The organism is Streptomyces sp. SAS_270 (assembly GCF_052543295.1).
In genome coordinates this window covers 95,554-118,315 of sequence record NZ_JBMNDS010000020.1, presented here as the reverse complement: position 1 = coordinate 118,315, position 22,762 = coordinate 95,554, and the positions used below count along the sequence as shown (strand labels likewise).

Genomic DNA, 22,762 nt, shown 5'->3' with positions numbered 1-22,762 from the left:
GACATCTCCTGCACGAAGTAGTCGGCGAGGGGGTGGCCGAGAGCTGGGCCACTGCCTAACATCGATCACCGCAAGACTTTGTGCACCGTCGCACAATCTCCTCGGGAGGCTTCCTTGCACCGCCGCCGTCGCACCGCGCTCGTCCTCTCCGCCGCGATCGTCGCGGCGGCCCCCCTGCTCACCGCCTGCGGAAGCGAGGCGCACCCCGGCGCCGCGGCCGTGGTCGGCGGGCAGCGGATCACGGTCGCGCAGTTGGAGAGCCGGGTGAACGAGGTGCGCGCGGCGCAGCGGGCCGCCACCAAGGACGACGCCCAGTACGAGCAGGCCATCGCCAAGACCGGCAGCCTCACCCGCGACACCCTGCACGGCATGGTCCTCGACCGCGTCCTGGACCGCGCGGCCAAGGACGCGAACGTGAGCGTCACCCGCAAGGACACCCAGCAGATGCGCTCGGCGCTGGAGCAGCAGGCCGGCGGCGCGAAGGCACTGCAGACGGCCTGGCTGCAGCAGTACGGCGTGGCCCCGAGCCGCCTCGACGAAAGCCTCCGCACCGAGATCGAGGCCCAGAAGCTGGCCGCCGCACTCGGCGTCGACATGAACACCAACGAGGGCAAGGCAGCCTTCTGGAAGGCGATGTCCGCCGCCTCCAAGAAGCTGAACGTCGACCTCAATCCGCGCTACGGCGCCTGGGACGTCCAGAAGAGCAGCCGCGTCGACGCCAGTACGCCGTGGCTGCGCGAGGTGTCGGCGGCGCCCCAGCAGACGGCGTAGCCGCCCGGCCGCCGAGGGCTGTGGATAAACGGTTCGGCCGACCCGCGCGGCGATACCGTGGACGAAGCGCCCAGCCCGCGGCCGTACGGCCCGGCCGGGCGGCCTGTGGACAACCGGCGGGGCTGTCGGCGGTGTGGGTTACGTTCGAGGGGTGAACGCAACCAGCCTCGAAGGCGCAGCCGACGGCGGAGACGACGTCGACGGCGCGGGAGCGCACGGGACCGCACCCGACGCCACCGCTCCCGGCCGCATCGTCCTGCTCACCACCAGCCACCGTGTCGCGCCCGGACTGCTCTCCTGGGCCGCCTGGCAGGCCCTGCACGGCGCCGACCGCGTCCTGTGCGCGGACGGCGCCCATCCGCAGCTGCCGTATCTGCGCGAGGCGGGCATCGCCGTCGACGAGACGTCCCCCGCCGCCGAGGAGCTGCTCGGGGCCTGCGCCGGCGGCCGCACCGTGGTCGTCGTCGCCACCGGCGAGGGCGAGCCGCGCCTGACCGACGGCCTCGCCCGCCTCGCCGGCTCCGGCCGCATACAGATGCCGGACCTGGAGCTGCTCCCCGCCTCCTACGACCTTCCGGGCGCCCGCCTCCTCGACCTCGTCCAGGTCATGGACCGCATCCGCGTCGAGTGCCCGTGGTCGTCCCAGCAGACCCACAAGGGCCTGGCCAAGTACGGCATCGAGGAGGCGTACGAACTCGTCGAGGCGATCGAGGAGGGCGACCGCGACGAGCTGCGCGAGGAGCTCGGCGACGTACTGCTCCAGGTGATCTTCCACGCGCGCATAGCGGAGGAGGGCCGCCCGGAGGACGGTGCCGAGCCCTTCTCCATCGACGACGTGGCGGGCGGCATCGTCACCAAGCTCATCCACCGCCACCCGCATGTCTTCGGCGACGAGACGGCCACGACCCCCGAGGAGGTCAAGGAGCACTGGCTGCGCACGAAGGCCGTCGAGAAGCAGCGGACGTCCGTCACGGAAGGGGTCCCGCTCGGTCAGCCGGGCCTCGCGCTGGCGGCGAAGCTGTCGTCCCGCGCCCGCACGGCGGGACTCGACGTGCCGCTGCCGCAGGGCGAGGGCGTCGGCTACGAACTGCTCGCCCTGGCCGCGCGCGCCGAGGCGGAGGGCGTGGACCCGGAGGCGGCGCTGCGGGCGGCTGCGCGGGTGTACCGGGACGCGATCCGCGCGACGGAGGGCTGACCTGGGGTCCGGTGCCTGGGGTCGGCGCCGGGGTTCCTCGGGGGCGACGGCTGGGGCGCGACCCCTCCGGTCGGGGGCCCGGGATTCGGGGGAGGAGCTACGCCTTCGGGGCGCGGCCCGACGGGTTGTGCCAGGTCGGCTGAGGCCGGTTGAGCAGCCACTCGGCCGAGCCCAGCGGCCGCGTGCCGCCCTGCCCGGTGGGCGGCAGGACGTCATGGAAGATCCGCTCGGCCGGTGTGCCCAGCACGGGCAGCGCCTCGCCGATCTCCTCCACGAGGTCGGGCGGACCCGCCAGATAGACGTCGTGCCGTGCCCAGCCGGCCCGGTTGCCCAGCGCGGTCAACAGCCGCTCCGTCGCCTGGGCCTTGGGACGGCCGGGCGCGGGGGTGATGAAGGTGACGGCCAGCCGGGGGAGCCGGGCCTGTAAGCGTTCGACGGCGGAGCGGTCGTAGAGGTACGAGGTGTCGCGGGCGACGAGGAAGAGCCGGGCCTCGTGCGTGGCGTCGAGCTGCTCCAGGAGCGCCTTGACGGGTGCCCAGCCCGTGCCCGCGGCGATGAGCGTGAGGGGCCGGTCCACGGGCGTGCGCAGGGTCAGCGCTCCGCCGGGCGCGCCGAGCCGCAGGACGTCGCCCTCCCGGGTGCGCCGGACCAGGGCGGTGGAGAGGACACCGTTCTCGACGCGGCTGATGTGCAGGTCGACGGTGTGGTCGGGGCGGGGGGCGTTGGCCAGGGAGTACGGACGCCAGATGCCCGGCAGATGGGGGGTGTTGACGCTGACGTACTGGCCGGGGGAGTAGCTGAGCCGCCTTTGGGGCCGCAGGGTCAGTACGACGAGGTCGTCGCCGTGCCGGGCGCGTGACACGACCTCGGCGTCCCACCAGGGCGGTTCGCCGTCGTGCTCCGCCTCCCACGCTCCCTGAAGCATGATGTTCGTGATCGCCCCGTACGCCTCGCCCCAGCTCTTCTCCGCCTCCGCGTTCCACGCCGACCCCGAGACGGTGGCGAACGCGGCGATGAGACTGGCCCCCACGGCCGCGTAGTGGTCGGGTTCCACGAGGTACTTGCGGTGGTCGCGCCCCAAGTCCCGTAAGTAGCCCGGAAGTTCCGGATCCTCCAGCCGCTCCACCACATGCGTGAGAGCCGCGAACAAGCGGTCCCGCTGCCGCTCCATGTCCTCGGGGAAGTCCAGTGGGAACAGCCCGCGCACGTCCGGGTTGTGCCGGAACAGGTGAGAGTAGAAGTACTTGACCGCGAACTCGGCCCGTCTCTCGACGACCGCGAAGCTGGATCTGAGTATCTCGGGGTCCACAGGCGCGAATGTAGGGAGCGGAGGATCCAAGAAGTCAAGGATCTGACTATTCAGGGATAGTCGACACTAAAAGGGACGTTACTGGTCTAAATGCGAGAGTTCGCGGATGGGCATCCGAAGGCCAGTACCGTTGTCTCCAGGGTCGGCCGAGCGGCGTGGGGGCGTGCGTGGAAGGGGAGTTGCAGGATCTGGCGACCGAAGGGGCCGCGGTGCTTATGGAGGGATTGAGCTCCGAGGGCTGGACGCAGGTCAGGGACCGCTACCGGGCGTGGTTTCAGCATTTTGGGCGGTCAGGCCACGCTCAAGAGCTCGCCTTTCTCGGCGAAAGGATGGAACGTCACGCCGAGGGAAGCATGTCCGAGCGGCGGTGGCGTAATCGGCTTCACGTGGGGCTCGCGGCCACCCGGAGTTCCTCAGCGCAGCTCGAACTCCGGTCTATCATCGCCGAGTTCAACCCGTCTGCGAATCCGGCCGATCACCCTCTCGCCACCGATCCGGTTCTCTCCGCCCTCACCGACACCGCTACCGACCCAGTCCCGACCGGCACCCTCGAATCCGTCTCTGCCGACACCCTCGATCAGACTGGGCCGATCGTCCCTCGTGGGGTGGTCGGCCCTCCCCTCGCAGCCCAGGACCACCTGGACTTCCGCCAGGGCACCTTCAACGGCCAGTTCGTAGGCGTACAGCACAACCACTACCCCTCTGACCGTCCGGCGCGGGAGAGCGGAACCTCCGCCCCGGAGGGCTGGCCGAGCGTGGAGGACCTCGATCCTCTCGCACTCGGGGTGCGGCCGACACGACGGTTCGATGGCGAGTCAGAACGGCCGCCCTATATCCGGCGGGATGTGGACGAGCGGCTGGAAGTCTTGGTCGAGCGAGGCGGACTGCTCGTGGTCACCGGTGAGCCGTTGTCGGGCAAGAGCGACACCGCTGTAGCTGCCATATACGGCGCTCTGGATCTGGCCTCCCGGATCTACGCGCCAGCGCCCGGCGCGGATCTGCGTGGGTTGCCCGCACTCTTGCACGGTCGAGAGGGTTCGTATGTCCTGTGGTTGGACGAACTGGAGGGCCACCTCGGCGAGAACGGTCTGGACGCGGCTCTCTTGTCCCGGCTGACCAAGTTGTGCGTGCCAGTCGTGGCAACGATGAACGACGAGGCGTACGACGCTCATCGGTTCGGAAAGGGGCCTGCGTCGCGTGTGTTACGCCGGGCGGAGAGGGTCGAGCTCCCACGCCGTTGGAGCGAGGCAGAGCTGGCGAGACTGGCAATGTTCAAAGATCCACGGCTGACCGACGCCCTGAAGTGGCACGACAATCTCGGCATCGCCGAGTACCTCGCTGCCGAACCTGAGCTTTGGGACGAATGGCAGCGGGCCCGCCGCGCCACTGCTCACCCGCGCGGCCACCTGCTGGTACGGGCCGCGATCGATCTTGGCCGGTGCGGGCTTGACGGGCCGGTCCCACTGGAGTTGCTGCGGGATGTCCACGAGGAATACGCCTCCGAGATCCCGGAGAGAGACTGGGAGCCTTTCGACGATGCTCTGGAGTGGGCCACGGCGAAGTCGCACCGGGCGATCGGTTTGCTCGTACCGGGGGATAAGGCGGGCACCTGGCGCGCCTGCGGGGCACTGGTAGCGGCTGCGTTGCGATCCGCCGAGATGCCGCCGGTGCCTGACGGAGTCGTCCACTGGTTATTCGGCGTCGTGCAGGACTACGAAGCGCGTGACCGTGACGCTGTAACGATCGTCATCGCGTCCGCACTTGCCCAAAGAGCAAGCGAAGGCGATGCAGGGGCGATGTTCATGCTTGGCGTTCTCAACGACGGGACGAGCGACGACGAGGCATCATTGGACTGGTACCGGAGGGCGGCAGAGGCGGGGAACCCCATGGCAATGGCCGTCGCAGGCTTTCGCCTTGCGGCCCGGGGCGATGACTCGGCGGCGATCCCGCTCCTGGAAGCCGCAGCCGAGGCCGGCGACCCCGTCGCGGCTGGGCGTCTTGGCCGTCTGCTGCGGGAGCGGTCGGAGCACTGGCTGAGTGTGGCGGCCAAGGCTGGCGTCGCTGAAGCGGCGTACGAATTGGGCGACCTGCTTATGTCCCCATACGCGAGTGATCGGATCGAGGCAGAGAACTGGCATCAGGTGGCGGCGGCGGCCCAGGACGCCCTTGCCCGGCTGCGGCGCCCATCTCTCCGCCAGAGCGGGTCGGATACTGCCGAGGAGTGACTGAACAACCCACCCCACCGGCTACCGGGGACCCGGCATCGAACTCTTCACTTACTCATCCGGATGCGGTGAACTCCACCGGAAGCTTTCGTAGGCCCCGCATGATGAGCCCGCCCCGCCAGCGAAGGTCGGCGGGGTCGGCGGCGAGGCGGATGTCGGGCAGGCGGCGTAGCAGTGTCTCCAGGGCGGTGCGGCCTTCCAGGCGGGCCAGGGGTGCGCCGAGGCAGTAGTGGATGCCGTGGCCGTAGCCGAGGTGCTTATTGTCGCGGCGGGAGAGGTCGAGGGTGTCAGGCCCGGAGAAGCGGGCAGGGTCTCGGTTCGCGGCGGCCAGTACGACCAGCACAGGGTCGCCGGTAGCGATGGGCTGCCCGCCGATGGCGAGGGGCTCGGTGGCGAAACGCCAGGTGGCTAGTTCCACGGGGCCGTCGTAGCGCAGCAGCTCTTCGACGGCGGTGTCGAGCGGTCCCCGTTCGCCGCGCTCGATCGATTCCTGGAGCAGGGCCCGCTGGCCCGGGTGGCGCAACAGCGCGTGCACGCCGTTACCGATGAGGTTGATGGTGGTCTCAAATCCGGCGAACAAAAGCACGAAGCACATCGCGGCGGCTTCGTTCTCGGTGAGGTGCTCGCCGTGGTCGAAGGCGCGGATGAGACCTGAGATCAGGTCGTCGCTGAGATCGTCGCGCTTGCGATGGATCAGTTCGGTGAGGTAGGCGCGGATCTTCTTCACGGAGCGAGCGACGCCGCCTCGCGGGCCACCGCCGTGTCGGATCATCATGCCCGCCCAGTCGCGCAGGTCGTCCTGGTCCTCGCGTGGAACGCCCAGCAGATCACAGATGGCGTAGATGGGGAGAGGGAAGGCGAAATCATCGATGAGGTCCGCCTTGCCCGTCCTTGCGAACTCGTTGATGAGGCCGTCCGTCAACTCCTGAACGCGGGGCGCGAATTCGGCCACGCGGCCCGGGGTGAACGCTTTCGACACCAATCGGCGCAGCCGGGTGTGGTCCGGCGGGTCGATGTTGAGCAGATGCGTCATCAGATTTGCGCTGCGCTCGCCAGGGATGCCTGTCTTGCTCTTGCCGTGCGCGTCTTCGGCGTGGTGATCGGGGTTCTTCGACAGCCGTCCGTCCGCCAGGGCCTGGCGCGCGTCGACATAGCGGGTGACCAGCCATGCCTCGACTCCGCTGGGCAGTTTCGTCCGGTGTACGGGGGCATGCTCGCGCAGCCACGCGTAGGCCGGGTAGGGATCGGTGGCGAACTCCCAGGTGAAGAGTTCGGGCGCGGTGTTCGGGACGTTCACGAGATGACCGTAGCCGGAGCCGGTCTGGGCACGTGCGGCCGCCGAGGTGCGTACGGCTGAGCCTGCCGTATCGGGATATGGGTGATCAATAGGAATTATGTACGTTCCCCGGATGCCCTGTTCTGGAAGGCGTTAGATTCCCGATAACAAACACAAGTGGCCCCAGAGCTGGCTAGAGCTCCGGGGCCGCGCCAGCCGTGAAGGGGCTGACGTGTACAACGCTATAGCTATGCCTGTGTCCAGGGCCAGCCGTGCACGGGGGCCGGCGCGCACTGTTCGGGCGGCCTTGATGCTGCGGGTCTCGACGGAAGAACAGGCGCGGGGGTACGGGCTGGACGTCCAGGAGCGCGCGGGGCGTACCTACATCAGCAGCTGGCCTGGGTGGACCCTCTCACCTGAGATGATCTTCAGGGATGAAGGTGTGTCGGGGGCAGTCATCCACCGCCCCGGAATGCTGCGGCTCGAACAAGCTGCCAGGCAAGGCCTCATCGACGTGATCGTGGTCCACAACTTCGACCGCATCGGACGTACTGGCCGAGCATTCTGGGCCTGGATCTGGGCCATGGAAGATCTCGGCGTCAGTTTTGTGTCGGTCATGCAGGACATCGACATTGCCACGACGATCGGCCTGCAGCAGCTGCAGGCCCACGCGCTCGTCGCCGAGACCGAGGGGAACCTCATCTGTGAGCGCACACAGGGCGGTCGTCAGCGGAAAGCCCTGGAAGGCGGCTGGGTCGGTGGCCCGCCGCCATGGGGGTACGCCATCGAGGGGATTGGTAAACGTGGGTCCACGGTCGTCGTCAACGAGGCTGAAGCGAAGGTCGTCTTGAGCGCGGTGAGCCTCATCGTGGACGGGAACAGGAATGTCTCCGAGGTGGCCGAGGAGTTGAACTCCGCCGGTTGCTTCACGCGCAGCGGTCGGCCGTGGACGGCTTCCAACCTTCATCGGCGCCTCAGAAGCCCCTCTCTTCTCCAGGGCGAGGTGGTCTTCCGCAAGCCTGCGGGCAGCGGGGCGAACCGCACCAAACTGGACGAGTATGGAATCCCCCTGCACGGGGACAGCGTGGTCATCTCGATTCCTCGCATCATCACGGCTGAAAGGGCGGAGGCCCTTGAGAAGGCCATGGCCAAGAACGGCCACTCCTCGCATGCAGCTTCCGGTGAGTACCTACTGACTGGCCGGATCGTCGGTAACTGCGGAGAGAGCTACGTCGGGGCCTACCGCAACTCCAACCGCACCCGGTACTACCGGTGTGGTGGCGGCAACAACGGCAAAGGGAAGTACACGCAGTGCGCTGACCCATACTTGACCGCCACTGATGTCGAGTCGGCAGTCTGGCGCGAGGCCAGGACTCTCCTGGCCGAACCTGGACGGGTTGGGTCGGCGATCGAAGGCCGGTTGACACCCTTTCCTGGCGACATCGGTAAGCAGCGCAAGCGTGTAGCCGAGTTCGAGAAGTCGCTCGTGGAGAAGGAGAAGGTCGCGACGCGTGCTGTGGTCGACCTGGCTCGCATTCCTGGCCTCGATCAGGTCGTGAAGGACGCAGCTGTGAAACAGCTCAACGAGGACGTGCGGAGCGCCAGGGACCTGCTGGCCGCGGGGCGAGAGGTGCTTGCGGGGCATGAGGAAGTCGAGGAGCAGACCAGGAACCTCATGGGTCTTATCGAGATCGCGAGAGAGAAGCGAAGGGACTTGACACTCTCAGAGGCACGAAAAGTGATCGACCTCCTGGACATCACAGTGAAGCCTCTTGAGACGTTACGGAAGCGGTCCGGGGTCAAGTGCAAGGTGACGGAGTGGCACGAGAGAACGGGGATGCTGGTTCCCGCTGAGGTGCCTGAGCCGAAGTGGCCCGCTGTTGAGGAGTTGATGACGTCCTTCTTCCCGCGCCAGCAGTTCGCGCGTGGCGCGGTGGAGGTCCGGACGCAGGTGAACGGCGTCTTGTTCCGGCTGCGCAACGGGTGCCTTTGGAGCGGACTTCCCGAGAGGTATGGCCCGTGGGCGCTTGTCAAGGACAGGCAGAACACTTGGTTCAAAAAGGGGTTTTGGCATGTCTTGGTGGAGCATCTGAACTCTGCCGGAGGTGGCGCGCCCGTGAAGCGTGAGCCGCAGGTGCCGCCTCTCGAGATCAGGGGACGGGCGGGCCTTGACTCGTGAAAGGCCTGCAGGCGGACCAATCTGAGGGTGCGAGGGGATACCTTCGAAACTCGCGTCGGTGCATGCCAGAAGGCAGGTAAACCTGACACTCCCTCAACTCTGTGATCTTCACGTGATCTACGCTGCATCGACTTGTGACAAGCGTTCGAGTGCGGATACGTTCACTCGTCAACGCGGCCCACCAGCCGCGGTAGTTATCTGCTGTCACGCGAAAGGCTTCCGCATGCTCTCCGGGAACGGCCGTCACCGTCGACCCCGTCAGGCTCCGGCTCTCATCGTCGCGGCAGGAGTGACCGGATCGGCGATCGCCATCCCGTTGCTCGGTGCCACCGGTGCGCACGCGGCCGACGGGACCACATGGGATCGGGTCGCAGAATGCGAGAGCGGCGGGTCCTGGAGCGCCAACGACGGCAACGGGTACTACGGCGGACTCCAGCTGACCCAGGAGAACTGGCAGAAGTACGGCGGCCTCACCTACGCGCCGACCGCCGACCAGGCCAGCCGTTCGCAGCAGATAGCCGTGGCCGAGAAGGTCCTCGACGACCAGGGGCTCGTCGCCTGGCCCACCTGTGGCCCGCTCTCCGGGCTCAGCAAGAACTCGGGCTCGATCGACGTCGACACGGGCGTGGCGGGCGACTCGGCCGGCTCCTCCGGCTCGTCGAGTTCATCGGGTTCGTCTGATTCCTCGGATACTTCGGATTCGTCTGGTTCATCCGATTCCGGCACCGACTCCTCGGGCCTCTCCGACTCCTCGTCCGACACGTCGTCCGACGCGCCCTCGGGCGAGACCCGGAACTCGACCAAGGCCGACACGTCCGACGGCGACTCCGGTGACTCCGGTGACTCCAGCGACGCTCAGGATTCCGACAGCGCGACCACAGGGTCGACAAAGAGCGACGAGTCGGACAAGTCCGGCCAGAACGCCGACTCTTCGGACGGCTCCTCCGGGACCGCGACATCCGAATCCGGCTCCGGGCGCCACCGCGGCGACAGTGCCGGCGAAGAGGCCGAGGGGAGCACCGGCGAGGGTGCGGCCGACCGCGCCTCCGGCAGCCGCGGTGACGACACCTCCGGCCGTCACGCCTCACGCGGCTCCGGCGCCGCACGCGGCGCGACGGACGGCTCGTACGTCGTCCGCACCGGGGACAGTCTCTGGTCCATCGCCGACTCCCTTGACCTGAAGGGCGGATGGTCCGGTTTGTACTCCGCGAACGAGCAGGCGCTCGGCACCGACCCGGACCTCATCCTCCCCGGTCAGAAGCTTGAGCTGGACAGTGCCGAAGCCGCCCGGTAGGTAGCCGACCAACTGGCCGTCATCTGGCGAATCGGGCTAAATCCAGCGGTAGTTCAGGTCATGATTCGAGATGGAATGTCCGGTTTGGTGAGAGTGAGACATGAGTCTCAGTAGCCCTGATCGTCTTTGAAATTCCGGCGATCGCATGTCTACGGTCGTGACCGCTCGCCACAGCGGGCACCGACGGTCGCAACGCCGAATCCTGCCAACGGCCGTACGGGAACAGTCGTCGCGTCAAGCGCCGTAGGCAGGAGCGGGGGACCCAGGTAAGTGCCGGACCCGGTGATCGTTGCCGGACCGGCTTGGGGTGAAGCCGCGCACCACTGGTGCGCGGCCGGGCAACTCAACCGGCCCGAACCCGACAGCTCACCTCGCAGGCGTCGGTGAGGGGATCTCTCATGCTGTTTTCCAGCAAGGGCAAGCACCGCCGCCCGTCCAAGGCCACCCGTGTCGCCACGCTCGCCGGTGTCACCGGCGTCGCCATCGCCGCTCCGCTGATGGCCTCCGGCACCGCCTCCGCCGCCACCGCCTCCGAGTGGGACGCCGTCGCCTCGTGCGAGTCCGGCGGCAACTGGTCGATCAACACCGGCAACGGTTACTACGGCGGCCTCCAGTTCTCCTCGTCCACGTGGGCCGCGTACGGCGGCACCGCGTACGCCTCCTCCGCCGACCAGGCCTCCAAGTCCGAGCAGATAGCGGTCGCCGAGAAGGTTCTCGCCTCGCAGGGCAAGGGCGCCTGGCCGAGCTGTGGCGTGGGCCTGTCGGGTGCGTCGACCGGCGGCGGTTCCACCTCGTCGGACACGGGCTCCGGCTCCAGCTCGCAGAGCACCACCCAGCCGCAGCAGCAGAGCACCACGACGAGCGAGCAGCACGCCTCCCGCTCGCAGGAGCGCCCCGCCGCCAAGAAGACCGTCCAGACCCCGACCGGCAAGAAGGTCAAGAAGGGTGACGGCGAGTACAAGGTGAAGAAGGGCGACAGCCTCAGCTCGATCGCCGAGAAGAAGCACGTCAAGGGTGGCTGGCAGAAGCTGTTCAAGCTGAACCAGGACATCATCGACGACGCCGACTTCATCTACCCCGGTCAGCAGCTTCACCTCAGCTGAACCACAGCCTCCTCCCATACGTGGCCTTCATAGTGGAGGCCACGTGAGGGGCACCCCCCCGTCCCCACGGGCTCCCCGCTCCGGTGCGTGTTCCCCCGTACGCACCGGAGCGGGGTTTTTTCTTGGCCCGCTTCGCGGCTCTCCTCGCCCTCTTCATTCCTTTTTTGTTCCGTTCTGGAACAATGTTTACCCTGAGTTCTGCTCAAGGAGTGGTCGACCGGCTGGCCGATCGCCCTGGGCCGGTTAGGCTCATCTCGCGGGACTGCCGAAGTCCTGTGTACCCGCGTCACATCCCAGAAGGAGATGCTCGTGCCGTCCATCGACGTCGTCGTAGCCCGGGAAATCCTCGACTCGCGAGGCAACCCCACCGTCGAGGTCGAGGTCGGCCTCGACGACGGCAGCACCGGCCGTGCGGCCGTCCCGTCCGGCGCCTCCACGGGCGCCTTCGAGGCCATCGAGCTCCGCGACGGTGACCCGAACCGCTACCAGGGCAAGGGTGTCGAGAAGGCCGTCCTCGCGGTCATCGAGCAGATCGGCCCGGAGCTCGTCGGCTACGACGCCACCGAGCAGCGCCTGATCGACCAGGCGATGTTCGACCTGGACGCCACCGACAACAAGGGCTCGCTCGGCGCCAACGCCATCCTCGGCGTCTCCCTCGCCGTCGCCCACGCCGCCTCCGAGGCCAGCGACCTCCCCCTCTTCCGCTACCTGGGCGGCCCGAACGCGCACCTGCTGCCCGTTCCGATGATGAACATCCTGAACGGCGGGTCGCACGCCGACTCGAACGTGGACATCCAGGAGTTCATGATCGCCCCGATCGGCGCGGAGTCCTTCTCCGAGGCCCTGCGCTGGGGCGCCGAGGTCTACCACACCCTCAAGAAGGTCCTGAAGACCAAGGGTCTGTCGACCGGCCTGGGCGACGAGGGCGGCTTCGCCCCGAACCTGGAGTCCAACCGCGCCGCGCTCGACCTCATCGTCGAGGCCATCAAGCAGGCCGGTTACATCCCGGGCGAGCAGATCGCGCTCGCGCTCGACGTCGCCGCGTCCGAGTTCTACAAGGACGGCAAGTACGAGTTCGAGGGCAAGTCCCGCTCGGCCGCCGAGATGACCGAGTACTACGAGGAGCTCGTCTCCGCGTACCCGCTGGTCTCCATCGAGGACCCGCTGTACGAGGACGACTGGGCCGGCTGGAACACCATCACCGCGAAGATCGGTGACAAGGTCCAGATCGTCGGCGACGACCTCTTCGTCACCAACCCGGAGCGCCTCGCCCGCGGCATCGAGGAGGGCTCCGCCAACGCCCTTCTCGTCAAGGTCAACCAGATCGGTTCGCTGACCGAGACCCTGGACGCCGTCGAGATGGCCCAGCGCAACGGCTTCAAGTGCATGATGTCCCACCGCTCCGGCGAGACCGAGGACGTCACCATCGCCGACCTCGCCGTCGCGGTGAACTGCGGCCAGATCAAGACCGGTGCCCCGGCCCGCTCGGACCGCGTCGCCAAGTACAACCAGCTGCTGCGCATCGAGGAGATCCTCGACGACGCCGCGGTGTACGCCGGCCGCAGCGCCTTCCCCCGCTTCAAGGGCTGACCGTAGCCTCGTAGGAAGCGTCGTACGTACGTCCCCGTACTCGGTCCCGTACCGTGTGCGGGGACGTACGCGCGTGTGAAACGGGACGAACGGGAGGCGGGACGATGGCCGTGAAGGACCGGGACCGGTTCTCCACCGCGACCAGGCTGCGGGTGCTCGGCGAGCAGACGGCGGCCCGTGTCTACCGCTCCCAGACCAAGCGCCAGGCCCGCCGCTCCCGGCTGACGGGCCGGGCCGCGCTCCTCGCCCTCGTCCTGTGCACGCTCATCGTCGCGCTCGCGTACCCGATAAGGCAGTACGTCTCCCAGCGCGCCGAGATCGCCGACCAGCAGCGGGAGCAGCAGCAGGCCCGGCAGCGGGTCGAGCAGCTGCGCGACCTCAAGGCGCGCTGGCAGGACGACGCGTACGCGGAGCAGCAGATCCGGCAGCGGCTGCACTACGTCATGCCGGGCGAGACCGGTTACATCGTGATCGACCCGGACGCGGCGAAGCAGTCCCGCGCGGAGAAGGGGGCGGCCGACCGCCCCTGGTACTCGAACGTCTGGGACGGCGTGGACAAGTCCGACGCCGCCGACCGGTGAACCGCTGAGCAGGCAGGACGAGTTGAGCACGTAGGACCGGATGAGCACGTAGGACCGACTCAGTACGCAAGACCGATCAGCACGCAGGACCAGTAGGAAAGAACAGGTATGCAAACGCCTCCGCCGACCACCCCGCGCACCGAGCCCACCGACGCGGACGTCGAGGCCTTCAAGCAGCAGCTCGGCCGTCCGCCGCGCGGGCTGCGCGCGATCGCGCACCGCTGCCCCTGCGGTCAGCCGGACGTCGTCGAGACGGCGCCCCGGCTGCCGGACGGCACGCCGTTCCCGACGACGTACTACCTGACGTGCCCGCGGGCCGCCTCCGCGATCGGGACGCTGGAGGCCAACGGGGTCATGAAGGAGATGACCGAGCGGCTGGCGACGGATCCCGAGCTGGCGGCGGCGTACCGGGCCGCGCACGAGGACTACATCGCGCGGCGCGACTCCATCGAGGTGCTGGAGGGCTTCCCCAGCGCGGGCGGCATGCCGGACCGGGTGAAGTGCCTGCACGTGCTGGTCGGGCACTCGCTGGCGGCGGGCCCCGGCGTCAACCCGCTCGGGGACGAGGCGATCGCGATGCTGCCGGAGTGGTGGCGCAAGGGCGCGTGCGTGACGACGGCGAGCGAGGACACCGAGTGAGCAGCCGTGTCGCCGCCATCGACTGCGGTACGAACTCCATCCGGCTCCTCGTCGCCGACGTGGACCCGGTCAGCGGCGAACTCGTCGACCTGGACCGGCGGATGACCATCGTCCGGCTCGGCCAGGGTGTGGACCGTACGGGGAGGCTGGCGCCGGAGGCACTGGAGCGGACGTTCGCGGCCTGCCGGGAGTACGCGGCGGTCATCAAGGAGCACGGAGCCGAGCGGCTGCGTTTCGTCGCGACGTCGGCCTCGCGGGACGCCGAGAACCGCGACGAGTTCGTGCGCGGGGTCCTGGACATCCTGGGCGTCGAGCCCGAGGTGATCAGCGGTGACCAGGAGGCGGAGTTCTCCTTCACCGGCGCGACCAAGGAGCTGACGGGCCGCGACGACCTGGCGAAGCCGTACCTGGTCGTGGACATCGGGGGCGGCTCGACGGAGTTCGTCGTGGGCGACGACCATGTGCGCGGGGCGCGCTCCGTGGACATCGGGTGCGTACGGATGACCGAGCGGCACCTCGTGCACGACGGCACGGTGAGCGATCCGCCGTCGCCCGCGCAGATCGGGGCGATCCGGGCCGACATCGAGGCCGCGCTGGACCTCGCCGAGCAGGCCGTGCCGCTGCGCGAGGCGCACACGCTGGTCGGCCTCGCGGGTTCGGTGACGACGGTGTCCTCGATCGCGCAGGAACTCCCCGCGTACGACCCCGTCGCCATCCACCACTCCCGGATCCCCTACGACCGGGTCCGCGCGATCACCGAGTGGCTGCTGTCCTCCACACACGCCGAGCGCGCCGCGATCCCCTCGATGCACCCGGGCCGTGTGGACGTCATCGCGGCGGGCGCCCTGGTACTGCTGTCGATCATGGAGCGGATCGGCGCGAGCGAGGTCGTGGTGAGCGAGCACGACATCCTCGACGGCATCGCCTACAAGGTGGCGGAAGAGATCGAAGCGGGCAGTCCCCGCGAGCCAGGGCTGTCCTGAGAGACGAGGGCGCGGTCCTCGAACACGGAGCGCACGGCGGCGACGTACCGGTCGAACGTCGCCGTGCGCCTTCCGGTGTCCCGCATCGCGCGCGTCAGGTCGCCGTCGGGGAAGAAGGACGCGCGCAGCGATGTGGACAGCTCCAGTTGGACGCCGGCGCCGATCGTGGTGCGGTTGGCGATGTTCGCCGGGCTGCTGCCGTTGATCTTCCGGGCCGCGTCGGTGACGTGGAAGCCGGCCTGTCGCAGGGCGGTGCGGACACGGTCGGCGGTCGCGGTGTCGAGGCCGCCGAGGGCGGTCTCGGGCACGCCGGTGGTGCCGGTGAAGCCGTGGAAGGACAGGCAGCCCAGCGACGACGCGATGACGCCCTGGCAGACGGGTTCGTCGAAGTTGGTCGAGGTCACGTGCAGGTCGCTGTTGCCGGTGGACCTGATGGCGGTGAATTCGTAGTGCGTCATGAGCCCCGCGCCGACCGCGCGGGCGACCTCCCCGGAGCCCGGTTCGATGCCGCCGCCGTGGATGGCGATGCTGGCCCACGCCGAACCCGTCACCGGAACGCGGCGACGCAGGTAGTCGACGCCCTCGACCTCGCGGGCGGCGAGATCGGTGTAGGAGGCGTACAGGTCGGCCACGCACACACCTCCTTCACGTTGTGGACCGATGCGACGCCGCCGTCGGTGGTTACGCTGCCGCCGGTGATTCTCCACGCCTCGCCCGTGTCGGCCGAGGTGTGTCTCGCGGAGCGGGCTGGGCAGTGGTCCCGGTCTCCTTTGCTACTGATCAGTAGCCTCTGCTGAGCAGGTCGGATAACGTATGAGCGCGTCTGCGGGGTCTTGGAAACGCCCTCCGTGAGGCCCCGTCGGAAAACTTCGTGAAGTTCTTCACAAGAGAATGGGCCCTGTGGGGGGCGGATTTGGCCCTGGTGGCCCTTCCGGGGTGCTCAGGGGGTCCGGGAGCATGCTCGGCGGAGTGATACGCGAGCGATTCCGGAGGGGCGAACGGGAGACTGGTTCGGCCGGTCCGAAGGTCTTCAGTGGCTGCTCACGCGGTGTTGACAACGGTCCGAACCGGGCGGTGGTTCCCCCGCGCCGGCATGACCTGCGTCACGCGAGCCGCGCAGTGTAGCAGAGACCCCACCCATGCTTGTGAAGGGGCGCACGAGCGACCCCCCAGGAGCGGGTGGATACTCGATGGCATGAGCACCACGGAGCGTCCCAGGATCCTCGTAGTAGGCGGTGGGTACGTAGGCCTGTACGCAGCTCGGCGCATTCTCAAGAAGATGCGCTACGGAGAGGCGACCGTCACGGTCGTCGACCCCCGGTCGTACATGACCTACCAGCCCTTCCTCCCCGAAGCCGCCGCCGGCAGCATTTCGCCTCGGCACGTCGTCGTCCCGCTGCGACGCGTTCTGCCGAAGGCCGAAGTCCTCACCGGCCGGGTCACCACCATCGACCAGGACCGCAAGGTCGCCACGATCGCCCCCCTCGTGGGCGAGGCGTACGAGCTGCCTTTCGACTACCTCGTCATCGCGATGGGCGCGGTCTCCCGCACCTTCCCGATCCCCGGCCTCGCCGAGCAGGGCATCGGCATGAAGGGCATCGAGGAGGCCATCGGCCTGCGCAACCACGTCCTTGAGCAGCTCGACAAGGCCGACTCGACGACCGACGAGGAAGTCCGCCGCAAGGCGTTGACCTTCGTCTTCGTCGGCGGTGGCTTCGCGGGCGCCGAGACCATCGGCGAGGTGGAGGACATGGCCCGCGACGCGGCCAAGTACTACACCAGCGTGTCCCGCGAGGACATGCGCTTCGTCCTCGTCGACGCCGCGGACAAGATCCTCCCCGAGGTCGGTCCCAAGCTCGGCACGTACGGCAAGGAGCACCTGGAGTCGCGCGGGGTCGAGATCTACCTCTCCACCTCCATGGACTCCTGCGTCGACGGTCACGTGGTGCTGAAGAACGGCCTCGAGGTCGACTCCAACACCATCGTGTGGACGGCCGGCGTCAAGCCGAACCCCGTCCTCTCGCGCTTCGGCCTGCCGCTCGGCCCGCGCGGCCACGTGGACACCCGGACCACCCTCCAGGTGCAGGGCACCGACTACATCTGGGCCGCGGGCGACAACGCCCAGGTTCCGGACATGGCCGCCCGCAAGGCCGGCGTGGAGAACGCCTGGTGCCCGCCGAACGCCCAGCACGCGCTGCGCCAGGCCAAGGTCCTCGGCGACAACGTGATCTCCGGCATGCGGGGCTTCCCGCAGAAGGAGTACGCGCACGCCAACAAGGGTGCGGTGGCGGGCCTCGGCCTCCACAAGGGCGTCGCGATGATCGTCATGGGCAAGATGAAGATCAAGCTCAAGGGCCGTCTCGCCTGGTACATGCACCGTGGCTACCACGGCATGGCGATGCCGACCTGGAACCGGAAGATCCGCGTCTTCGCGGACTGGACGCTCGCGATGTTCCTCAAGCGCGAGGTCGTCTCCCTCGGCGCCATGGAGACTCCCCGCGAGGAGTTCTACGAGGCCGCGAAGCCGGCGCCCGCGCCGGTCGCCGCCGCCGCGCCGAAGGCCGAGGAGAAGAAGGCCGAGGAGAAGGCCAAGGCCTCCTGACCTCCTGCGGTCTGACCGCCTGAGGTCACCGAACGCCCCGAAGGGGCCGCCCGCCATCCGTGGTGCGGGCGGCCCCTTCGGCGTTCCCGGCCCGCACCCGATAGAACATGGCCAGTACACCCATTTTGCTCACTCGTAACGCGGTAGGCGGACTGCACAAAGGGCACGGGGGTGTTTACGTGGTGTCGGAGCGTTCGGGAACGTCATCTCGGAGGTAGGCCATGCAGGACGCCGCATCGCGGCTGAACAGCCATTTCGAACAGTTGCTGGGGGTTCCGCTCCCGGTGCGCATCCGTGCATGGGACGGCTCGGAAGCAGGCCCGCCCGGCGCCCCCACCTTCGTCGTACGTAATCGGCGCGCCCTGCGCCGGCTGCTGTGGAAGCCGGGCGAGTTGGGACTCGCACGAGCCTGGGTGGCCGGGGACCTCGCAGTGGAGGGCGACCTGTACGCCGCACTCGACCTGGTGTCGGAGCTGGTGTGGGAGCGGGGTGAGGACGCCCGGGGCCTGGTGGAGGCGCTGCGCGACCCCCAGGTGCGCTCCGCCGCCCGCGGACTGCTGCTGATGGCGGGGCCGCCGCTGCCGCCCTCGCCGCCCCGGGAGGAGGTGCGCAGACGCCGTCACCTGCACACCAAGCGCAGCGACCAGCGCGCCATCAGCCACCACTACGACGTGGGCAACGACTTCTACGAGCTCGTCCTCGGACCCTCCATGGTGTACTCCTGCGCGTACTGGTCCGCGCCGGACAGCACCCTGCAGGACGCCCAGCGCGACAAGCTCGAACTCGTCTGCCGCAAGCTCGCCCTGACGCCCGGTCAGCGGCTGCTCGACGTCGGCTGCGGCTGGGGTTCCCTGGCCGTGCACGCCGCCCGCGAACACGGTGTGAGCGTCGTGGGGGTCACCCTCTCTCAGGAGCAGGCCGCGTACGCCCGCAAGCAGGTGGCGGACGAGGGACTCACCGACCGGGTCGAGATCCGCGTGCAGGACTACCGGGACGTCACCGACGGCCCCTACGACGCGATCTCCTCCATCGGCATGGCCGAACACGTCGGAGCCGAGCGCTACCTGGAGTACGCCGAGGTGCTGGGCCGACTGCTCAAGCCCGGCGGACGGCTGCTGAACCACCAGATCGCGCGGCGCCCGCAGCGCGACGAATCGACGTACGCCATCGACGAGTTCATCGACGCCTACGTCTTCCCGGACGGTGAACTCGCGCCCGTCGGCACCACGGTGACCCAGCTCGAACGCGCCGGCTTCGAGGTGCGCGACGTCGAGGCCCTGCGCGAGCACTACGCCCTCACGCTGCGCCAGTGGGTCGCCAACCTGGAGGCGCAGTGGCCGCGCGCCGTACGGCTCACCAGCCCCGGCCGCGCCCGCGTCTGGCGCCTCTACATGGCGGCCAGCGCCCTCGCCTTCGAACGCAACCGCCTCGGCGTCAACCAGGTCCTGGCGGTCAGGGCACCCGAGCCGTCCGGCACCTCCGGGATGCCGCTGCGGGCCCGCACCTGGAACTGACGGGCCGAGCGGCCGACCGGCCGGCGCACACGGGAAGGGGCCCCGTTCCAGGTGGAACGGGGCCCCGACTCGCCCGCGACTACTCCGACTTGATCGCCGTCAGCATGTTCAACCGGGCCGCCCGCCGCGCCGGCCACAGCGCCGCCAGCACGCCGACCGTCGCCGCCAGGAGCAGGAAGACGCCCATCCTGGCCCAGGGCAGGACCAGTTCGTACGTCGCCATCCTGCTGCCCAGCAGCTCACCGGCCGCCCAGCCGAAGAACACGCCCAGGCCGATACCGAGCACACCGCCGAAGAGCGAGATGACCAGCGACTCCAGGCGGACCATCCGCTTGATGCCCTTGCGGTCGAGGCCGATCGCGCGGAGCATCCCGATCTCCTGCGAGCGCTCGAACACCGACATGGCCAGGGTGTTGATGACGCCGAGGACGGCGACGACGACGGCCATGGCGAGCAGGCCGTAGAGCATGTTCAGCATCAGCGTGAACATCTTCGCGATCTCGTTGGAGAGGTCCTTCTTGTCCTGGACCTTGATCGCGGGGTTGTCGCCGAGGGCCTTCTCCAGCTTGTCCTTGACCGCGTCGGAGGTGCCGCCCGACGTCTTCAGCATGACCTGCATGTCGGCGGCGTCGCTCTCGTGCGGCGCGAGGGTGGCGGTGTCCAGCATGATGCCCTGGATCAGCTCGTTGCTCTCGTAGACCCCGGCCACGGTCAGCTGCTGCTTCCTGCCGTCCTCGTAGGCGACCGTGAAGTGCGAACCGGCCTTCCAGCCATGGGACTTGGCCGTCCCGTCGTCCACGACGACCTGTGTGCCGCCGACCTTGAAGGCGCCGCTGTCCACGGTGAGGTCGGTGAGCTTGCCGATGGCGTCGCCGTTGACGCCCGTCAGGTACTCGGTCGTACGGTCGATGCGCGAGGGCGCGTTGCGCAGCGGGCTCGTGTCGGTGACGCCGTCGACGTTCGCGAGCTTCTTCTCGACGTCCGGCGAGAGCGAGTTCCCGTTCGCCATCGACACGATGTAGTCCGCCTTGATCGCCGAACCGGCCATCTTGTCGATCGACTTCTGCAGACTGCCCGCCATCACCGTCATACCGGTGATCAGGGTCAGGCCGATCATCAGCGCCGAGGCGGTCGCGGCGGTACGGCGTGGGTTGCGCACGGAGTTCTGCCGGGCGAGCTTCCCGGAGATCCCGAAGACGCGCAGCAGCGGGGCCGCGGCCGCGATCAGCGGGCGGGACAGCAGCGGGGTGAGGACGAAGACGCCGATGATCAGCAGGACCGCGCCGAGGCCCATCGGGGCCTGCCCGTCCGAGCCGTTCATCGTGGTCGCGTAGAGGACGACGGCGACGCCCGCTCCCGCGAAGAGGGCGCCGATCGTGTTCCGTACGACGAGGGACTTCGTGGTCGCCTTGGCGTGCACGCTGCTCATCGCGGCGACCGGCGGGATCTTCGCCGCCCGGCGGCCCGGCAGCCACGCGGCGAGCATGGTGATGACGATGCCGACGAGAAGGGCAGTGGCGACGGTCCCCGGCGAGATCACCAGCGGGCCGTCCGGCACGGTGGCGCCCAGCGAGCCCATCAGCGAGCGCATTGCGGCGCCGATGCCGATCCCGGCGACCAGACCGGTGACCGCCGCGACCGCACCGACGAGGAAGGCCTCAAGGAGCACGGACCGGGTGACCTGACGGCGGGAGGCGCCGACCGCGCGCAGCAGCGCCAGTTCCCTGGTGCGCTGGGCGACCAGCATGGTGAAGGTGTTGGCGATGATGAACGTGCCGACGAAGAGTGCGATGCCCGCGAAGACCAGCAGGCCGGTGCGCATACCGCTGGTGGCCGTGGCGATCTGCTCGGCCTGGTCGTCGGCGAGCTGCCGGCCGGTGGTCGTGTACGTGGTGTCCTTCGGGAGGACCTTGTCGAGCGCGCCGCGCAGCGCGCTCTGGCTGGTGCCGGCCGCCGCCTTCACATCGATCTCGTCGTACTCGCCGACCCGGTCGAACAGTTTCTGCGCGGTCGCCGTGTCGAAGAGGGTGAGGCTGCCGCCGGCCGCGACATTGCCGTCGTCGGTGGTGAAGGTGCCGGTGACGGTCGGGGCGAGGACGGGGCCGTCGACGGACATGCGGACGGTGTCGCCGGCCTTGTACCCGGCGCGCCTCGCGGTCTCCGCGTCGAGGGCGACCTCGTTCGCGCCGTGCGGCGCGCGGCCGCTCTTGAGCGGGTACCGCGGGTCCTTGTCCCCCCAGTAGTTGCCGCCCTGCGACTGGAAGCCGCCGCCGATCAGCTTGCCGTCCTTGTCGGCGACGGCGGTGAAGCCGGAGACGACGCCGATGGCGGAGGCGGCACCGGGAGCCTTCGCCGCCTTGTCCAGCAGCGGCTCGGTCAGCTTGCCCGTCCTGCCGATCGTGTCGCCCTTGTCCTCCTGGCTCTCCGGCCGGACGGCGACGTCGACCTGGTCGAAGCCCTTGGCGGAGCTCTTCTGGTAGGCGTCGGAGATCGTGTTGGTGAAGACCAGGGTGCCGGACACGAACGCGACGCCGAGCATCACGGCGAGCACGGTCATCATCAACCTGGCCTTGTGCGCAAGGACGTTGCGCAAGGCGGTACGGAACATGGGTTTCTCAGTCCAGGGAGAGTGGAGTCGGACGACGGAGGGCGGACGACGGAGGGCGGACCGGCGCAGGGCGGACCGCTGCAGGGCGCCGGGTCAGCTGGTGCGGCCCTTGGCGTCGAACTGCTTCATGCGGTCCAGGACCGAGTCGGCGGTCGGCCCGTACACCTCGTCGACCAGGCGGCCGTCGGCCAGGAAGACCACGCGGTCCGCGTACGCGGCGGCCACCGGGTCGTGCGTGACCATGACGACGGTCTGGCCCAACTCCCGTACGGAGTTGCGCAGAAAGCCCAGCACCTCCGCGCCGGAGCGCGAGTCGAGGTTCCCGGTCGGCTCGTCGCCGAAGATGATGTCGGGCCGGGAGGCGAGGGCGCGGGCGACGGCGACGCGCTGCTGCTGGCCGCCGGAGAGCTGCGAGGGGCGGTGGCCGAGCCGGTCGGCGAGGCCGATCATCCTGATGACCGAGTCCAGCCACTCCTTGTCGGGCCTGCGGCCCGCGATGTCCATCGGGAGCGTGATGTTCTCCAGGGCCGTCAGGGTCGGCAGCAGGTTGAACGCCTGGAAGATGAAGCCGATCTTGTCCCGCCGGAGCTGGGTGAGCTGCTTGTCCTTGAGGGAGCCGAGCTCGGTCTCGCCGAGGCGTACAGAACCGGACGAGAACGTGTCCAGGCCCGCCACACAGTGCATCAAGGTCGACTTGCCCGACCCCGAAGGGCCCATGATCGCGGTGAACTCGGCCTGCCGGAAGTCGATGGTGACCCGGTCCAGGGCGACCACCTGGGTCTCGCCCTGTCCGTAGATCTTCGACAGTTCGGTGGCACGAGCGGCCACGGCGGTGGCCCGGCCGGCGAGAGGGGTGGTGGTCACGGGAGGGTGCTCCTGTCGGGACGACGACG

At 68.8% G+C, this 22,762-nt stretch carries 17 protein-coding genes and 1 riboswitch; of the genes, 12 read left to right on the top strand and 5 right to left on the bottom strand.

All coding sequences use genetic code 11. From position 1 onward, the window contains the following. Window positions 1-114 precede the first annotated feature (114 nt). The gene (locus ACN6LB_RS16495; RefSeq protein WP_356143647.1) at window positions 115-771 is read left to right on the top strand and encodes a SurA N-terminal domain-containing protein; all 657 of its coding nucleotides are present in this window, start codon (window positions 115-117) and stop codon (window positions 769-771) included. 151 nt (window positions 772-922) lie between these two features. Further along, window positions 923-1,966: a nucleoside triphosphate pyrophosphohydrolase gene (locus ACN6LB_RS16490; RefSeq protein WP_445026492.1), complete on the top strand. Its 1,044-nt coding sequence runs from the start codon at window positions 923-925 to the stop codon at window positions 1,964-1,966. A 97-nt stretch (window positions 1,967-2,063) separates the two neighbouring features. On the opposite strand, the gene ACN6LB_RS16485 is transcribed toward ACN6LB_RS16490, so the two are convergent. Next, complete coding sequence (locus ACN6LB_RS16485) at window positions 2,064-3,275, bottom strand: globin domain-containing protein (RefSeq protein WP_445026491.1); 1,212 nt, start codon at window positions 3,273-3,275, stop codon at window positions 2,064-2,066. Window positions 3,276-3,442: 167 nt separating this feature from the next. Between ACN6LB_RS16485 and ACN6LB_RS16480 the strand changes: the two genes are divergently transcribed. Then, window positions 3,443-5,500 carry a tetratricopeptide repeat protein gene (locus ACN6LB_RS16480; protein ID WP_445026490.1) on the top strand — a complete coding sequence of 686 codons (2,058 nt, stop codon included), beginning with the start codon at window positions 3,443-3,445 and terminating at the stop codon, window positions 5,498-5,500. 55 nt (window positions 5,501-5,555) lie between these two features. On the opposite strand, the gene ACN6LB_RS16475 is transcribed toward ACN6LB_RS16480, so the two are convergent. Then, window positions 5,556-6,797 carry a cytochrome P450 family protein gene (locus tag ACN6LB_RS16475; protein ID WP_445026489.1) on the bottom strand — a complete coding sequence of 414 codons (1,242 nt, stop codon included), beginning with the start codon at window positions 6,795-6,797 and terminating at the stop codon, window positions 5,556-5,558. A 211-nt stretch (window positions 6,798-7,008) separates the two neighbouring features. Here ACN6LB_RS16475 and ACN6LB_RS16470 point away from each other — a divergent pair, with 211 nt between their 5' ends. From ACN6LB_RS16470 to ACN6LB_RS16440, 7 genes are all read left to right on the top strand, one after another. Then, the gene (locus ACN6LB_RS16470; protein WP_445026488.1) at window positions 7,009-8,955 is read left to right on the top strand and encodes a recombinase family protein; all 1,947 of its coding nucleotides are present in this window, start codon (window positions 7,009-7,011) and stop codon (window positions 8,953-8,955) included. A 223-nt stretch (window positions 8,956-9,178) separates the two neighbouring features. Beyond that, complete coding sequence (locus ACN6LB_RS16465; protein WP_445026487.1) at window positions 9,179-10,249, top strand: transglycosylase family protein; 1,071 nt, start codon at window positions 9,179-9,181, stop codon at window positions 10,247-10,249. 229 nt (window positions 10,250-10,478) lie between these two features. Next, window positions 10,479-10,644: riboswitch (cyclic di-AMP (ydaO/yuaA leader) on the top strand. Between the two features lie 3 nt (window positions 10,645-10,647). Next, the gene (locus ACN6LB_RS16460; RefSeq protein WP_356143639.1) at window positions 10,648-11,352 is read left to right on the top strand and encodes a transglycosylase family protein; all 705 of its coding nucleotides are present in this window, start codon (window positions 10,648-10,650) and stop codon (window positions 11,350-11,352) included. A 309-nt stretch (window positions 11,353-11,661) separates the two neighbouring features. Continuing rightward, on the top strand, window positions 11,662-12,942 hold the full coding sequence (gene eno / locus ACN6LB_RS16455) for a phosphopyruvate hydratase (protein ID WP_445026486.1): 1,281 nt from the start codon (window positions 11,662-11,664) through the stop codon (window positions 12,940-12,942). A 104-nt stretch (window positions 12,943-13,046) separates the two neighbouring features. After that, window positions 13,047-13,523, top strand: coding sequence for an FtsB family cell division protein (locus tag ACN6LB_RS16450; protein ID WP_356143635.1), 477 nt, complete (start codon window positions 13,047-13,049; stop codon window positions 13,521-13,523). A 108-nt stretch (window positions 13,524-13,631) separates the two neighbouring features. Next, the gene (locus ACN6LB_RS16445) at window positions 13,632-14,162 is read left to right on the top strand and encodes a DUF501 domain-containing protein (protein ID WP_356143633.1); all 531 of its coding nucleotides are present in this window, start codon (window positions 13,632-13,634) and stop codon (window positions 14,160-14,162) included. Then, the gene (locus ACN6LB_RS16440) at window positions 14,159-15,145 is read left to right on the top strand and encodes a Ppx/GppA phosphatase family protein (protein WP_356143632.1); all 987 of its coding nucleotides are present in this window, start codon (window positions 14,159-14,161) and stop codon (window positions 15,143-15,145) included. The genes ACN6LB_RS16445 and ACN6LB_RS16440 overlap by 4 nt, the downstream gene beginning before the upstream one ends. Here the strand turns inward: ACN6LB_RS16440 and ACN6LB_RS16435 are convergent. Beyond that, on the bottom strand, window positions 15,088-15,777 hold the full coding sequence (locus ACN6LB_RS16435) for a poly-gamma-glutamate hydrolase family protein (RefSeq protein ID WP_445026484.1): 690 nt from the start codon (window positions 15,775-15,777) through the stop codon (window positions 15,088-15,090). The two genes, ACN6LB_RS16440 and ACN6LB_RS16435, sit on opposite strands and share 58 nt — an antisense overlap. Before the next feature lie 563 nt (window positions 15,778-16,340). Here ACN6LB_RS16435 and ACN6LB_RS16430 point away from each other — a divergent pair. Next, the gene (locus tag ACN6LB_RS16430) at window positions 16,341-17,747 is read left to right on the top strand and encodes an NAD(P)/FAD-dependent oxidoreductase (protein WP_356143628.1); all 1,407 of its coding nucleotides are present in this window, start codon (window positions 16,341-16,343) and stop codon (window positions 17,745-17,747) included. Between the two features lie 221 nt (window positions 17,748-17,968). Then, window positions 17,969-19,261: a class I SAM-dependent methyltransferase gene (locus ACN6LB_RS16425; RefSeq protein WP_445026483.1), complete on the top strand. Its 1,293-nt coding sequence runs from the start codon at window positions 17,969-17,971 to the stop codon at window positions 19,259-19,261. A gap of 79 nt (window positions 19,262-19,340) precedes the next feature. Here the strand turns inward: ACN6LB_RS16425 and ACN6LB_RS16420 are convergent, their stop codons facing one another. Both ACN6LB_RS16420 and ACN6LB_RS16415 read right to left on the bottom strand, forming a co-directional pair. Beyond that, window positions 19,341-21,869, bottom strand: a complete 2,529-nt coding sequence (locus ACN6LB_RS16420) for an ABC transporter permease (protein ID WP_445026482.1) — start codon at window positions 21,867-21,869, stop codon at window positions 19,341-19,343. 93 nt (window positions 21,870-21,962) lie between these two features. Beyond that, window positions 21,963-22,733, bottom strand: a complete 771-nt coding sequence (locus tag ACN6LB_RS16415) for an ABC transporter ATP-binding protein (protein ID WP_445026481.1) — start codon at window positions 22,731-22,733, stop codon at window positions 21,963-21,965. Between the last annotated feature and the right edge of the window lie 29 nt (window positions 22,734-22,762).

What these genes read in the sequence shown, in the direction of transcription:
- ACN6LB_RS16430 (WP_356143628.1), top strand. Translation starts at nt 16,341, where the DNA reads ATGAGCACCACGGAGCGTCCCAGGATCCTCGTAGTAGGCGGTGGGTAC.
- ACN6LB_RS16460 (WP_356143639.1), top strand. Translation starts at nt 10,648, where the DNA reads ATGCTGTTTTCCAGCAAGGGCAAGCACCGCCGCCCGTCCAAGGCCACC.
- ACN6LB_RS16465 (WP_445026487.1), top strand. Translation starts at nt 9,179, where the DNA reads ATGCTCTCCGGGAACGGCCGTCACCGTCGACCCCGTCAGGCTCCGGCT.
- ACN6LB_RS16450 (WP_356143635.1), top strand. Translation starts at nt 13,047, where the DNA reads ATGGCCGTGAAGGACCGGGACCGGTTCTCCACCGCGACCAGGCTGCGG.
- ACN6LB_RS16420 (WP_445026482.1), bottom strand. Translation starts at nt 21,869, where the DNA reads ATGTTCCGTACCGCCTTGCGCAACGTCCTTGCGCACAAGGCCAGGTTG.
- ACN6LB_RS16445 (WP_356143633.1), top strand. Translation starts at nt 13,632, where the DNA reads ATGCAAACGCCTCCGCCGACCACCCCGCGCACCGAGCCCACCGACGCG.
- ACN6LB_RS16425 (WP_445026483.1), top strand. Translation starts at nt 17,969, where the DNA reads ATGCAGGACGCCGCATCGCGGCTGAACAGCCATTTCGAACAGTTGCTG.